The sequence below is a fragment of the Spirosoma soli genome, assembly GCF_042684525.1.
GTDB lineage: Bacteria > Bacteroidota > Bacteroidia > Cytophagales > Spirosomataceae > Spirosoma > Spirosoma soli.
Genome location: NZ_JBHULN010000004.1, coordinates 161131 through 175106, shown reverse-complemented (window position 1 = coordinate 175106; position 13976 = coordinate 161131). Strand labels below are relative to the sequence as shown.

Below are 13976 nucleotides of genomic sequence, written 5' to 3'. Positions count from 1 at the left end.
GATCAGGAATGCGATTAGAATTTGACCATCAGGTTAAAGCCAAGGCTACGCGTACGAGGCAATGCGAAAGCCTCGAAGCCTTGGGCATTGCTGTTGGTGTAGCTCGATTCGGGGTCGAAATTGTCCGTCTTTTTATAGAGGATGAATGGGTTGCGAGCCACGAAGGATATAGACGCGCCCTGAAGTTTGACAAACCGAAGCGCCTTGACGGGGATGTTATAATTGAGGACGACCTGCCGCATTTTCACGAAACTACCGTCGTATAGAAACAGATCGGTGTAGTTCTTCAGGTTGTCGTAGTACAGCCGTAGCCCCGATACCGGAATTGTTGCCGAATAAGGGTTTCCCTCCGGCGTTACGCCCGATACAGCTAACCCGTTGTCGCGGCCAGGCAAGGTGTTTTTGTGCAGGCCAAAGCGCGTGGCATACACGTCCATCGTCGAGAAAACTTTGTTACCGAACTTACCGTCGATCAAGACATCCAGCGAGAAGTTTTTGTACGTAAATGTATTACTCAATCCCATTGTGAGCGGAGGAACGCCCTGCCCCAGCTCCGTCAGGGCGCTTCGCTGCGGATAGCCGTTCGACGTGTTGAAGATCACGTTTCCATTGGCATCCTTAGCCATTGTATAGCCTTTGATAACGCCATAGGGATGCCCAACCGCATTGTTTATAAACGCCCATCCACCTACGCTGCTGGCCACTTCGATGGTGTTCAGCCCGTCGGCCAGCTGTATCACTTCATTCTTGTTATACGCGAGGTTGTAGCTAACGTTCCAGCCGAAGCTCCGGGCTTTCACTGGCGTACCCGTCACCAGCACTTCGACACCCCGGTTGTTAACCTGCCCGATGTTGAGCAGCACGTTCTGGTAGCCCGTCGTTCCCGAAACGGCCGTCCGAACAATGTCGTCGGTGGTTTTCCGGTTGTAGAACGTCAGGTCAAGTCCCAGCCGATTATTAAAGAATTTAGTATCGATACCCAACTCATAGGTCGTTGACGTCAATGGCCGGAGGCTCGAGTTCGTGACCAGGTTTACGCCATTCGACTGGGTCACCTGCTGGAGCGGGCGTCCGTCGTGACCACCCTGTACCATGCTGTAGGTTTGATTCAGGATGTACGGATCGGGCGTTGCCCCTCCCACCTGCGCCCACGAACCACGTAGCTTAGCAAAACTAACCCAGGTCGGCATCCGGGCGGCCTGCGATAGCACTAAGCTACCGCCCACCGACGGGTAGAAGATACTGTTGTTCTGCGGGCTGAGCGTTGAGAACCAGTCCTGTCGGCCGGTTACGGTTAAGAACGCAATGTTTTTATAGTCCAGGTCGGCCGAGCCAAATACGGAATTGGTCACCGTTTTCTGGTTAACCGGACGCGTCGTAAACGATGTCAGGTTGGTGTAGCTGTAAAAGAATGGGATGATAAACTGGGTTCCATCGATGTAGGTTTCGTTCAGATTATACGTCCGCTTATTGCCGCCGAGCAGCGCTGTCAGGCCGAAGTTTTTCAGGAATGTCGTGTTGTAGTTCAGGGTCAGCAGCGAATTGGTTTCGGCAACCGATGAGTTTATTTCGTGATACTCGCCCGCTGAGTTATTGGTGTACACCGTTCCGGTTGGAATAATACCAACTGAGCGGAAATTGTAAAAATCGCGGCTGACGCTACCCCGCAGGTACAAATTATTCAACAGGTTGAACTTTACGTTGGCCTGACCAATGAAACGATTCTTCGTATCAGTATTCTTAAATCGGTTCACGACAAAATACGAGTTCGACGCGTAGGGCGTTTCGTTCCATTGGGTTTCGCGGCCCGTAGCGTCATACCCCGGCGACAATTGCCGGATGTCTACCGTGTTCGCGACCATATAAACTGCCCAGTTGGGGTTACCGGGTGCATCGCCCGCGCTTGGTCGGTTGTTGGCCTGCTCCAGGTTGTACTGCGCGACCGTTTCGAGCGAAAGTCGTTTACTGAGCACGGCGTTGATGTTCAGATTGCCAATTTTCCGGTTGAAGGTCGAATTAGGCAAAATGCTTTTGTTATCTACGTTCGCCAGCGAAAAGCGGAAGTTAATGGTTTCGCTGCCGCCATTGAGCGCCACCGTGTTGGTAAATGTCGACCCCGTTTGGTAGAAGTTCTTGATATTGTCTCTCTGTGGCGAATAAGGATGCTGCTGGCCATCGAAGGCGATGTACGGCTGACCGTCCATTTTCGTCCCCCACGACCGGCGTCCCCAGTTAACGGCCTGCGCCTGAGTGGTTGGTTTTACGCCCCCGTCTCCCTGTCCATATTCATACTGAAAGTCAGGAAACACCGCTGGCGAATCGAACATGAGGGTTGAGTTGTAGTCGACGCCAATTCCTTTTTGTGCCCGGCCTTTCTTGGTTGTGATCAGAATAACACCGTTGGCCGCCCGCGAACCATACAAGGCCGCAGCGGTACCCCCTTTCAATACGCTGATCGTTTCGATGTCATCTGGATTGATCCCGCCAATACCATCGCCCCGGTCTACGTTGAGTCCACCCCCATTTGTCGTTGGACTGCCTCCGGGCGATGTATTATCAATCGGCATTCCGTTGATAACGTAGAGCGGCTGATTGTTGCCGTTCAGTGAGCCGTTTCCCCGAATGATGACGCGGCTTGAGCCACCCGCACCTGTCGACAATCCGGATGCGTTAACCCCGGCAATCTTACCGCTTAAGGCATTGGCCAGATTAGTCTCGCGAGCCTGGGTAAAATCACTTCCTTTTACCTCCGTCACCGAATAGGCCAGGGCTTTCTTGTCTTTGGCAATCCCCAGCGCCGTCACGACGACTTCGCCCAATTGAGTGGCATCTTCTTTTAAGGCAACATCAACAACCGATCGTCCACCAACGCTTACTTCCTGCGCCGAAAAGCCGATGTATGAGAAAACAACGGTTGCCTGAGGACCTGATAGGTTAAGCGAATACTTACCTTCGCTATCCGTTACGGTCCCTTTCGCAGAACCTTTCTCAAGGATGGTGACGCCCGGTAACGTTGATCCGTCGTTTGCGTTGGTCACCTTTCCAGTGATTGTTTGGGCCAACGCTGGCATGCTTAACAGTAAAAGCCCGGTAAGGAGCTTGTTGAAGCGTACCCAATGAGTTGGTAGTGGATAAGTCATACTGGTTGTTATAAGTTAGAGATTATGTTATATCTGTTAGCACTTCATGCACAATTTGCAACAATTGTCTGCAAAATTTGCTCAATTATGGATGCAAAAAACAATATTTGCAAATTATATTTTATTTTTATGCGAATTATGCGTTGATGTATGCTCTACTGGGTTCAAAAACCCATATTTTGTTTTATCTGCTTAGCGTGATTGCATATTATGCAATGATGTTAGGTAAATACAAGGCGCGCCCTTAATATTGAGCGCTGAAAAATTAGTGTTTTTTCAAGTTGTTGAATCAGCTGATGCAAGCAATAGATACTGCTATAGGTCTGCTCAAGGATGAGCGTAAAGCCTTAATTCTGAAAGAAGTAAATCTACACACCCGAATCTATTTGGGTGATTTAGCGAATACGCTAAAGGTATCGGAAGACACCATTCGTCGGGACATCAACGATTTAGCCGAAGAGGGGCAGGTCATCAAGATTCGAGGAGGAGTCATGTCGAAGGCTTACCATCATGCGTCATCGCTTCAGGAAACGTATGCGCATCAGAGTAAGCGCACTATAGCGGAGAAAACACTTAGCTTATTGAAAGACGGCATGTTCATTCTGATCGGTGGCGGCACAACCATTCGGGAGCTGGTAAAGCTGATTCCGAATGATTTGAAAGCTACGTTTATCACCGTTAACCCCTTGACGGCTGTAGAATTGATGGATAAGCCTAACCTGGAGATCATTCTGATTGGTGGCCAGATTTCCCGGTATAGCCAGATGAGCGTCGGTGGAGAGGTCTACCAGCGCCTGTCAGAACTAAAAGCCGACCTTTGCATCATGGGTACCAACGCCATCGACTCCAGAGAAGGCCTTACAGACTCCGATTGGGAAACAGTGCAGGCCAAGAAAGCGATGATTAAAGCCTCTGCAAAAATTGCAATATTAGCTATCTCCGAAAAAATGAATACGGTGATGCGGATGAAGATTGCTGACGTAAGCCAGATTGATTACCTCGTCACCGAGCTACCGGCTGATTCTTCACTACTTACTCCGTACCGGACTGGCATTACTCAGTTTCTGTAACTTTTACTTATCCATCATCGCAAGCGAACGTCGTGGTGATTCCTTACACCGTTGCGTTGGCGCTATTTGGCACTTCGGTCACGGTTACGACCTGCGCCATATCGTTCCAGAATGATGGATAGGATTTAGCAACCACCCCCGGTTCTTCAACTATGATTTCACGTTGCATGGCTACCGGAGCGAAGGCCATGGCCATGCGGTGGTCGTCGTAAGTGTGAATGAGTGGGGCATGGGGCTGCGAACTAAGCGTTGTGGTGCGTACCTCGTAACGATGATTGGTCTCCACTTCGACCAACTCGGCACCAATCTTCTGTAATTCGGCCTGCAACGCGGCTACCCGATCGGTCTCCTTGATTTTCAAGCTTTCTATACCTGTCAAGGTCAGCGTAATGCCTTTCACCGCTGCGCAGACCGCAACAGTTTGAGCCAGATCGGGGCAATCAGTGAAGTCCCAGCTAAGCGATGCTTCCGCCGGTCGCTTGGTTAGCCGAACACCGGTGTCGGTAAACGTACTCTCGACACCGAACGACCGCATGATAGCTACAATGGCACTATCACCTTGCAGGGAGTTTTCTTTCAGACCAAGTAATTCAATCTCCGCCTGTTCGTCCTGAGCCAAGGCGGCTACGCTGTACCAATAACTGGCTCCCGACCAGTCCGATTCGACCTGATAGGGTTTGGCGATGTAGGGCTTCGGCGCTACAGTAATTGTGTTTGTCTGCCAATCAGCCTGAACATCGGCTCCGAAATAAACCATTTGGGCAATGGTCATTTCAATGTAGGGTCGCGATCCAACCGCGCCGGTTAAGGTAAGGGTCAGCCCCTGCGGTAACATGGGTGCAATCATGAGCAACGCCGATATATACTGACTGCTCACATCGCCCCGAATGCTTAGTTGATTGATTTCGGAGGCACGGAACCCATTTAATTGCAGGGGTGGGTAGCCGTCATTCTTCAGATACGTAATATCCGCGCCTAGCGTCCGTAGCGCATCTACCAGAATGCCGATGGGGCGCTCGCACATGCGGGGGGTGCCAGTCATCGTTTTGTGCTGACCTGTAACGGCAAAATACGCCGTTAGGAAGCGCATGGTTGTCCCCGCATCCAGAACGTCGGCTGTGAAATCTCCCGAATGAAGCAGCCGAATCATAGTCTGCGTGTCGCGGGCCGTTGACAGGTTTTGCAACTCACAGCCAAAGCCGGTTAGGGCGTCGATGATCAGGGCACGGTTACTTTCACTTTTTGACGAAGCCAGCGGAATGGAAGCACGGACAGACTGGTCACGAACAGGGCTGGCAGGAGGAGTTAAACGAACGGCGTTCAAGAGATAGACAGATTATTGCAGGCTCGAATTAGTTCGCAAAAAAACAAAAATACTGGTAGATTCCCCCCATGTTGGGCTTATAAGCCTCCTCGAAACTTATCTCATCCGATGAATTACTTTGTAAATGCCACCGTCTTCACCGGTGTTGAATGGTTAACCGGCGCATCGGTGCGCGTCGACAATAGTCGAATTCAGGAAGTCTCAACGGCAAATATCGTTCTTAGTGATGTGCCCGATAACGCATCGATCATCGACCTTAACGGCGACTACCTCGTTCCAGGTATGGTTGATCTACAGCTCTACGGCGGCTCCGAAATCTTTCTGAATGAGCAACCTACTCCCGAAGCCGTTCGACATATTTATAACTCCCACGCCCGCAACGGCACCACTACCTTATTACCGACAATCCATTCAACCTCGCTCGATATTATGCAGCAGGCGATGGCTGCTGTACAGGTAGTGCGGAACGAAAATCCCTTCGGCGTACCGGGCATTCACCTCGAAGGGCCCTATTTCAACCCCATCAAACGCGGTGCGCATAGTCCGGCCTTTGTGCGAACACCCGCCGAAGGTGAACTGGAAGCGCTCTTTTCTACCAATGCGGATGTGATTCGAATTCTAACGCTAGCGCCCGAAGTACTGACACCTGAACAACGCCAAACGATTCAGGCGCGCAAACATGCCAATACGTTATTATCGCTTGGCCATTCAAACGCGACCTATCGGCAGGCTATGGACGCTTTTGAATCGGGCATTCCGTTAGCTACGCACCTGTATAACGCCATGCGAGGTTTTGAAAGCCGCGAACCAGGCGTAGTGGGTGCCGTATTCGATCACCCCAACGTACGGGCCAGTATTATCGCCGATGGTTACCACTGCGATTTAGCCACGACTCGTATTGCCCGTCGGCTGTTAGGCGACCGTTTGTTTTTGATCTCTGACGCGCTGTTTGCCAACCCGCCCCGCCCTTCTTTTACCCTCGGTCAGTTTGTGGTTCATTTTGAACCCGATATAAATGGCTCTAGCCAATCCAGGCCGGGCCGATATGTAAATGATGAAGGAAAACTGGCCGGATCGGCCATTACATTAATTGACTGTGTCCGGCTATGTGTTGAACGGGCGGGCTTGTCATTGACTGATGCCCTGCGAATGGCTTCTACCGTACCGGCCGAGATTATCAACTTAGGGCATGTTCTGGGAAAAATTCAATCGGGTTACGTTGCTAACCTGGTCCGCCTTGACCAGCGACTAGCCGTTAAAGCCGTATGGTCATCAGGTGAAACGCGGGCTTGACAATAGAATAATAGGCGCAATATAGCAGCTATACAATTTTATGTTGTATTGTTCTAATAATTCAATATTTAATTTTAGTCTTCGCTTTACTCATACTATATTAATTGGCATATTTGACCAATGCCAGTAGATAATACCACACATATAAGAAATAGTTTAACCTTAATCTGGAAATCAGTTAAGCGAAGGTTGAGTCAAGTTCATTTCAACTATTTGCCTTAGTACCCTACGTTTTTTATGGCGTTCAAAAAAAACCGGCTAAACTGGTTACGGGTACTTATTTGCCAAAAATTCACCTCAATAGCCTGTCAATCAATTAGTAAAACTCTTTTATCTGACGTATAACAAGCTAAACGACAACCCATGAAAAACCCATTACCTATGCGCTTCACAGCCCTTCTGCTTTTGATAGCCAGTCTGCTCAGCTATCCGCTTATGGCTCAACAACGAACCATTTCAGGACGGGTTACGGCTCAGGATGATAACACGCCCATCACGGGCGTTAACGTAGTGCTGAAGGGCACAAGCACAGGTGCCGCTACCGACGCGAACGGTGAATATAAACTAACCGTGCCCGAACAAGGTGGAGCGTTGACGTTTTCGTTTATCGGTTTTGCCACCCGGGAAGTAGCACTTGGCACAAGTAATACATTGGACGTCAGTCTAATCTCGGACACGAAACAGCTGGCCGAATTGGTGGTCATTGGCTCGCGGAACAGCAGCCGGACGAAACTAGATACCCCCGCCCCAGTTGATGTGATTGCGGTCTCTAAACTGGCGCAGACGATGCCCCAGACGGAGCTATCGCAGCTTTTGAAGCAAATTGCTCCTTCGTTCAACTCACTGAAGATTCCCGGCGCGGACCTGGCTTCGCACGTTGATGCGGTACAGCTACGTAACCAGCCGCCTAACCAGACCCTGGTGCTGTTGAACGGTAAACGAAGGCATACGTCGTCGTTATTGCTGGTGGCTAACAACGCGGGGCCATCAACAACTGTAGACATGCGAACCATTCCGTTGGCAGCCGTCGAAAAGGTGGAAATTCTACGCGACGGCGCGGCCGCGCAATACGGCTCCGACGCTATTGCAGGTGTAGTCAATATGGAGTTAAAGAAAAGCGTGGGCGTTTTCTCGGGCATGTACAACACGGGGTTTTACGCCAACGTAGGGCTCGCCAAAAACAAGGACATTGATGACTTCGGTACCGACGGTCACTTGCAGCAGTTTATGGGTAACTATGGCTTTGCGCTGGGTGAAAAAGGGGGATTCATTAATCTAACGTTCGAGTTGAGCAAGCAGGGAAGCACCAGCCGTGTTCCGAAAGGCGGCTACACGGGCGAAGTGTTTGACGCCAGCTATCTGAATAATACGCGTAAAGAAGCCGACGGAACACCAATCATTACAAATCCAGAAGCTATAGCTAATCCCGACAATGCAGCCCTTCGTACCGATAAGGGTTTACAGGCCGCCCGTGGGCTGACTCCCAAAAGCTACGAGATGATCAATGGCTTAAGCAAAGTCGACAATGGTACAATTTTCATGAACATGGGCATTCCGCTGAGCGCTAAGGGCACCGAATTCTACGCGTTTGGAGGCCTCAATTATCGCAATACGTTGAGTGGCTGTTATTATCGTTTTCCTCGCCAGCAAGACCGGTTTCTGAACGAATTGTACCCGAACGGATTCCTGCCACAACTAACATCTAACGTATCGGACAAATCGTTGACAGTTGGCATTCGGGGCCGTGCGGGCGGATTTGACCTTGACTTCAGCAACAGCTTTGGGTCGAGCATATTCCGATACGGTATGGTTAACACCATGAACGCGTCGTACGGACCCTCTACGCCCACAACCATGCGGCTGGGTGACAACAATTTCACGCAGAACACGACTAACATCGCCCTTAGCCGACTCTATAGTGAGCCAATGGGTGGCGTACTCAAGAGCATGAACATTGCGTTTGGGGCCGAGATGCGCGTCGAAAATTATCAGATTACACCCGGCCAGGTTGAATCGTACACAAAAGGCCCCTACGGTACGTTCACCGCGCCCGAAGATAATTTCAATTATACCCAGCGCGTCAATAAAGACGTAAAAGCCGAGAAAGTAGTCACTAATCCAGACGGCACCCAGACAACGACCTACGAAGATCTCATTATTCCATACCGGGGCGGCACTGTCGACATTAAAGGGTATTCGCCGAACTGCCAGTGCTTCCGTGGCTTTGCTCCCGATCAGCAGGCGAATGCGTTCCGTTCAGTCATGGCAGCGTATGCCGACATAGAAATCGACCTCACGAAGCGATTCATGATTGGCCTGGCGGGTCGTTATGAAAATTACAGTGATTTTGGTGATGTCCTGACGGGCAAACTGGCCACCCGTTTCTCGGTCATTCCCGGCGTGTTTGCTTTACGGGGTTCGATTAGTACTGGTTTCCGCGCGCCGAGCTTACAGGAGCTGTACTATGCTCAAACATCAACGGGTTTCACTCCGGGTGGTGTACCATTCGATCAGGGGTATTTCACCAACAGCAGCACCGCAGCCAAAGCCCTGGGCATTCCGAAGCTCAAGCAGGAGCGCTCCACAAACATAAGTTTTGGAATGACTTCACAGCCAGCTTCCGGATTAGAGGTAACAGCCGACGCATATTACATCAAGATTCGTGATAAAATCATTCAGACGGGCGGCTTCTCGGGCAGCGACATTGGGGGTAATCTCAAAAGCATTATTACGGCCGATGGTATCGCTCAATTTTTCACGAACGCGGCTGACGTAGAAACGAAAGGCATTGACCTGGTCGCCAATTACCGGACCCGTGCCGGTGCCGGACAGCTTACCTACTCGCTGGCCGCCAACTGGAATCAGGTGGCTTTCACCCGCGTTTATCCAGCGAATCTGAACATCGGCGCAGACAACCAGCTCCCTACCGATCCAACCCTCCGGGCACAGTATTTATCCGACATTTACCTCAACCGGAACTCCCGCGGCAGCTTTGAGCACGGTAGCCCCCGTCAGAAGTATATTGGCTCGATTGTTTATCAGAAAGGACCGTTTTCGGCGATGGCCCGGGCCATTTATTACGGAGCCGTACAGTACTACAGTAACTACCACGAAACCGAAGATATTACGTCGCCCTATGCCGATTATCAACTCGGTGCCCGAACCACACTGGATTTGAGCGTTGGCTATCAGTTGCTAAAAGCCGTCCGGCTCTCGATTGGGGGTGATAACGTCACCAACACCTACCCCACCCGGACCCGTGCCGACTTAACGGATTCTGGCCGGTTTGCCTACGACAATTACCAAATGGGTTTTCAGGGGGCTTACTACTACGCTCGACTCAACGTGCAGTTTTAATCAATAAATATACGTTACAAAAACGCCGGGGCTATGGTCCTGGCGTTTTTGCGTTAGACCTGCCTCAAACTTTCAATATTTTGACTTCGTTTGTATATTGATCGTTCATTACCACCGTACTACACATACACCACATTATAGTTGAACAGATTTTGGAGTACCCCGATGCTTATTTGATCATGCAAGAGATTCAGGCGGCTTTGAATGAGGAACGTAAGAAGCGTGAAGCGTTCTATAATGACATCACAGATGAGTTTAAACCGGGCCGCCGGGCGCTTGAATTCATCAATGGTGACGTTGTGATGCATTGGCCGGTTAAGAAGATGCATAATGAAGTAACCGGTTTCCTTTACCAACTTTTTAATACATATATGTCCGTAAGCACAAGCTTGGCTTTGTTGGCGTTGAGAAGATCATGACGGCGCTAACCTGCAACGATATTTGCTTTTTCGGGCGGGCAAAAGCGGATTTATTTGACAAGAAACAGACCTTGTTTCCCGTTCCAGATTTAATTATTGAAGTTTTGTCGGATGGAACAGCCAAACGCGACCGGGGCATTAAATAGGATGATTATCAGGTGCATGGTGTCCAAGAATACTGGATCATTGATGCGGATGAGTTATTTATCGAACAATACCACTTGGTGGATGGTGAGTACAAATTGATTCTAAAAGCCAGCCAGGGGCATATCAGTAGTTTCGCCTTACCGGGTTTTACTATTCCAATACAGGCCGCTTTTAACGAAGACGTAAATATGGAAACGATGGCGGCTATCTTACAAAGTCAGCCCTCTGCTTAATCACGGCCGATACGTACTCAATTCATCTTTTCCTATCAGCTCTCGGCTGACTAATCGTCCCCGCACTCTTGGCGCTCTCACTCCACCAAGCAATATTTTCTGGCTACGAAAGACCCGCATTTCATCCCATAAACCGGCATCCATAAACGATTCCAGCAATGTCGTTCCGCCCTCAACCAGCACAGATTGTATCCGGCGTTCGTACAAATCATTGAGCAACTGCGGCAGAAAAGGTTTATCGGGGCTTAGCTGGATGTATGTCGTTTGGCCAACGGTTTCTGTTTTGATGAAATTGTAGCCCAGCGTCGGCTGTGAACCATCGAACAGATTCAGGTCCGGAGATAATTGGAGCTGCTTGTCAATAACAATCCGGGTTGGGTTCGCCGGGCTCCCATCCGACACGGGAAAGAGCCGTACGTTCAGGCGGGGGTTGTCGGTGCGGGCGGTGTTCGTACCGACCATAATGGCGTCTTCTTCGGCCCGCCAGCGATGCACCAGACGTTGGCTTAGCGGCCCGCTGATCTGAACCGGTTTACCTTCCCTAGTAGACTCGCCTTTTGCGGCAATGTAACCATCAGCAGACTCGGCCCATTTTAAGATAATGTAGGGACGATGTTGCTCAAAAAACGTAAAGAACCGAGCGTTTAGCACCCGCCCTGTTTCAGCTAATAATCCGGTTTCAACGGTAATTCCAGCCGCTCTTAGCTTCTCAAACCCCTGCCCCGACACTAGTGGATTGGGGTCGTCGTTACAACAAATAACCCGTCTGACCCGCTTTTCAATCAGGAGATCAGCGCAGGGCGGCTGCTTTCCGTAATGCGAACACGGTTCGAGGGTTACGTAGGCCGTGCTTTCGGGCAACAGATGCTCGTCTTCCGGCCGAACCGACAGGACAGCGTTACGTTCAGCGTGAGCCTCGCCGTAGCGTTGATGCCAGCCTTCGCCAATGATACGCCCCTGGTGTTCGATCACACAACCAACCATGGGGTTGGGGCTGACATGGCCCCGGCCCAACGTGGCCAGCTCGAGGGCTCGACGCATGAAGGTTTCGTTCATCGCTTACTCTGTACGAAGTGGTGTTCCAAACGCCGGAACAGGTCATCTTTATAACTGCCCGCCGTTGGGATGCGGGGGGCGTCTTTGAGGTAGATCTCATTACCATCGATGCTCAGTACGGCGTCCAACGCAATGATGTATGACCGATGTACGCGTACAAATCGGTTCGACGGTAGCTTAGCTTCCAGCTCGGTAATCCCTATATAAATAACAATTTGCTCGCGCTGCTTAGTGTTAATAGAGACGTAATTCTTGAGGCCTTCAACATACACAATATCATTCAGATTGATCTTTCGAAATTTGCCTTTGTGCTCTGTTTTGACGAAGATAAAATCGTCATTCGACGGTGTAGATACGGGTATAGGCTCAACTTGTATTACGCTCAACTGCTTTTGCGCTTTTTCAACTGCTTTAAGAAAACGGCTGTACGTAATTGGCTTCATGAGGTAGTCAATTACGCCCCGCTCGTACCCCTCCAGAGCATAATCACTGTAAGCCGTTGTGAAAATAACCCCCGTCTGCTGGGCATACAGCTCCATAAACTGAGGACCGCTCAGCTTAGGCATTTCTATATCCAGAAACAATAAATCAACTGGTCGCTCTTTTAGGGACTGCGCAGCCTCCAGCACATGGGTCGAAAAGCCACCCAGTATCAGCTCGGGCGTATCGCTCACATAACGCTTAAGCACCTCAACAGCAGCCCGTTCGTCGTCCAGAATATAGCAAGTTAACATATTGTACAGAGGTTATGTGTTTGTCGAAACCAGCGCCGACCTGGTTGTACCGATCACAAGCTTAAGGACGTAATGCGTTGCTGACTCATCAATTGTAAGTTGGCAACTATCTGGAAAATACTGATGCAGTTGCTGCCGAATATTTGTCAGCCCAACACCGCCACTACTGGCTTCCCTTCGACCAGCCAAGTCCTTTTTTCGGTTGTAGCAATGAAAGCGAACGCCTTCATCCCCAATATAAAAGTGAATGTCAGCCGGGTCGGTAGCCTCGCTAAGATCGCCGTATTTGAATACGTTTTCGATTAACGAAATAAATAGCAACGGCGGTACGTGTACCAACGAAGCGAACTCCTCCCCCTCAACCCGAAAGCGCAGGTTCATCTGCTCTTCAAACCGGTATGACTGGATATTGAGGTAGTGATGAATGTATTCCAGTTCGTGACTAAGTGGAATAAGCGGCTTACGACCCAGTTCGGTAATATTCCGCATCATGACTGTGAGCGACAAGACCGAATCTGCTAGTTTTGGTGAGCAGTTCATAGCTTCGGCATACAGGAAATTAAACGTATTGAACAGAAAGTGAGGATTTAGTTGATTACGCAAAAAGGTCAGCTCAGCTTGCAGCTTCGCCCGCTCTGAGGTAAAGAGGTCGGCCTGAAGCTGTCGTTTTTCCTGTTCGAGCCGTAGCGTATGCCTGGCAAACCAGTAGCCGTAGCTGAATAGTAAGTATTGCAGCCCAATCCACAGTGTGTCGAGGAAAAAGTGTTCGGTCAAGAACGAGTATGGACCGTAAGGCTCGAAGGCGTCGAAGACGCCTAGCTTTTCCAGACCATATCGATACAGAATCAACCGACAAGCGGCAAAGCCAACGAGTAACGACAAAGTAGCCAACGTAAGCCGATCCCAGGCCCGTTGCGGTTGATAACGCTCGATGAGGAAGTGGGCATTGATGTAGAATAGCGCAATGACAAATGGAAATGTGGTCAATGAGCGAATCAATGCTATTCGCACTGGAGCATCAGAATGCCCCCATGTACCCAACAGAAACAGCCCGTTTTCAATGATCAGATAAATTAGCCAGGCCGTAAGGTGCCATCGCCATAACGGGCGCCTAAATATGATTCGAGCTAAGATTTTGGATGATAGCATTCCTCAAAGTTAAATAAAACCACCTGCGAATCGGACGATTCGTATCGCGAAACT

General features: G+C 50.0%; 11 protein-coding genes. 6 read left to right on the top strand and 5 right to left on the bottom strand.

Annotation, left to right across the window (positions count from 1 at the left end):
- Positions 1 to 14 precede the first annotated feature (14 nt).
- Complete coding sequence (locus tag ACFSUS_RS08600) at positions 15 to 3140, bottom strand: SusC/RagA family TonB-linked outer membrane protein (protein WP_381521568.1); 3126 nt, start codon at positions 3138 to 3140, stop codon at positions 15 to 17.
- A 296-nt stretch (positions 3141 to 3436) separates the two neighbouring features.
- Here ACFSUS_RS08600 and ACFSUS_RS08595 point away from each other — a divergent pair, with 296 nt between their 5' ends.
- Positions 3437 to 4210 (top strand): DeoR/GlpR family DNA-binding transcription regulator, encoded by a 774-nt coding sequence (locus ACFSUS_RS08595; protein ID WP_381521566.1) that lies wholly within the window; start codon positions 3437 to 3439, stop codon positions 4208 to 4210.
- A gap of 43 nt (positions 4211 to 4253) precedes the next feature.
- Here the strand turns inward: ACFSUS_RS08595 and ACFSUS_RS08590 are convergent, their stop codons facing one another.
- Complete coding sequence (locus tag ACFSUS_RS08590) at positions 4254 to 5534, bottom strand: 3-phosphoshikimate 1-carboxyvinyltransferase (RefSeq protein ID WP_381521564.1); 1281 nt, start codon at positions 5532 to 5534, stop codon at positions 4254 to 4256.
- Positions 5535 to 5642: 108 nt separating this feature from the next.
- On the opposite strand from ACFSUS_RS08590, the gene nagA reads away from it, so the two are divergent.
- The 5 genes from nagA to ACFSUS_RS08565 all read left to right on the top strand — a co-directional run bounded on the left by nagA (position 5643) and on the right by ACFSUS_RS08565 (position 10983).
- On the top strand, positions 5643 to 6827 hold the full coding sequence (gene nagA / locus ACFSUS_RS08585) for an N-acetylglucosamine-6-phosphate deacetylase (RefSeq protein WP_381521563.1): 1185 nt from the start codon (positions 5643 to 5645) through the stop codon (positions 6825 to 6827).
- A gap of 363 nt (positions 6828 to 7190) precedes the next feature.
- Positions 7191 to 10184: a TonB-dependent receptor gene (locus ACFSUS_RS08580; protein ID WP_381521561.1), complete on the top strand. Its 2994-nt coding sequence runs from the start codon at positions 7191 to 7193 to the stop codon at positions 10182 to 10184.
- Positions 10185 to 10363: 179 nt separating this feature from the next.
- Positions 10364 to 10603: a hypothetical protein gene (locus tag ACFSUS_RS08575; protein WP_381521560.1), complete on the top strand. Its 240-nt coding sequence runs from the start codon at positions 10364 to 10366 to the stop codon at positions 10601 to 10603.
- Positions 10600 to 10749 (top strand): hypothetical protein, encoded by a 150-nt coding sequence (locus ACFSUS_RS08570; protein WP_381521558.1) that lies wholly within the window; start codon positions 10600 to 10602, stop codon positions 10747 to 10749. Before ACFSUS_RS08575 ends, ACFSUS_RS08570 begins: the two co-directional genes overlap by 4 nt.
- A gap of 12 nt (positions 10750 to 10761) precedes the next feature.
- A complete protein-coding gene (locus ACFSUS_RS08565) occupies positions 10762 to 10983 on the top strand; it encodes a hypothetical protein (RefSeq protein ID WP_381521556.1) in 222 nt (73 codons plus the stop codon).
- On the opposite strand, the gene ribD is transcribed toward ACFSUS_RS08565, so the two are convergent.
- From ribD to ACFSUS_RS08550, 3 genes are read right to left on the bottom strand one after another with little or no spacing between them, the layout of a single operon-like run.
- Positions 10984 to 12024, bottom strand: a complete 1041-nt coding sequence (gene ribD / locus ACFSUS_RS08560) for a bifunctional diaminohydroxyphosphoribosylaminopyrimidine deaminase/5-amino-6-(5-phosphoribosylamino)uracil reductase RibD (protein ID WP_381521554.1) — start codon at positions 12022 to 12024, stop codon at positions 10984 to 10986. It lies immediately after the preceding gene.
- 11 nt (positions 12025 to 12035) lie between these two features.
- The gene (locus ACFSUS_RS08555) at positions 12036 to 12773 is read right to left on the bottom strand and encodes a LytR/AlgR family response regulator transcription factor (protein ID WP_381521552.1); all 738 of its coding nucleotides are present in this window, start codon (positions 12771 to 12773) and stop codon (positions 12036 to 12038) included.
- 12 nt (positions 12774 to 12785) lie between these two features.
- Positions 12786 to 13922, bottom strand: a complete 1137-nt coding sequence (locus ACFSUS_RS08550) for a sensor histidine kinase (RefSeq protein ID WP_381521550.1) — start codon at positions 13920 to 13922, stop codon at positions 12786 to 12788.
- Positions 13923 to 13976: the final 54 nt, after the last annotated feature.

Bases quoted from the DNA above. Each gene is read 5' to 3' on its own strand.
- ACFSUS_RS08600 (WP_381521568.1), bottom strand. From the start codon at position 3,140: ATGACTTATCCACTACCAACTCATTGGGTACGCTTCAACAAGCTCCTT.
- ACFSUS_RS08595 (WP_381521566.1), top strand. From the start codon at position 3,437: ATGCAAGCAATAGATACTGCTATAGGTCTGCTCAAGGATGAGCGTAAA.
- nagA (WP_381521563.1), top strand. From the start codon at position 5,643: ATGAATTACTTTGTAAATGCCACCGTCTTCACCGGTGTTGAATGGTTA.
- ACFSUS_RS08580 (WP_381521561.1), top strand. From the start codon at position 7,191: ATGAAAAACCCATTACCTATGCGCTTCACAGCCCTTCTGCTTTTGATA.
- ACFSUS_RS08575 (WP_381521560.1), top strand. From the start codon at position 10,364: ATGCAAGAGATTCAGGCGGCTTTGAATGAGGAACGTAAGAAGCGTGAA.
- ACFSUS_RS08570 (WP_381521558.1), top strand. From the start codon at position 10,600: ATGACGGCGCTAACCTGCAACGATATTTGCTTTTTCGGGCGGGCAAAA.
- ribD (WP_381521554.1), bottom strand. From the start codon at position 12,024: ATGCGTCGAGCCCTCGAGCTGGCCACGTTGGGCCGGGGCCATGTCAGC.
- ACFSUS_RS08555 (WP_381521552.1), bottom strand. From the start codon at position 12,773: ATGTTAACTTGCTATATTCTGGACGACGAACGGGCTGCTGTTGAGGTG.
- ACFSUS_RS08550 (WP_381521550.1), bottom strand. From the start codon at position 13,922: ATGCTATCATCCAAAATCTTAGCTCGAATCATATTTAGGCGCCCGTTA.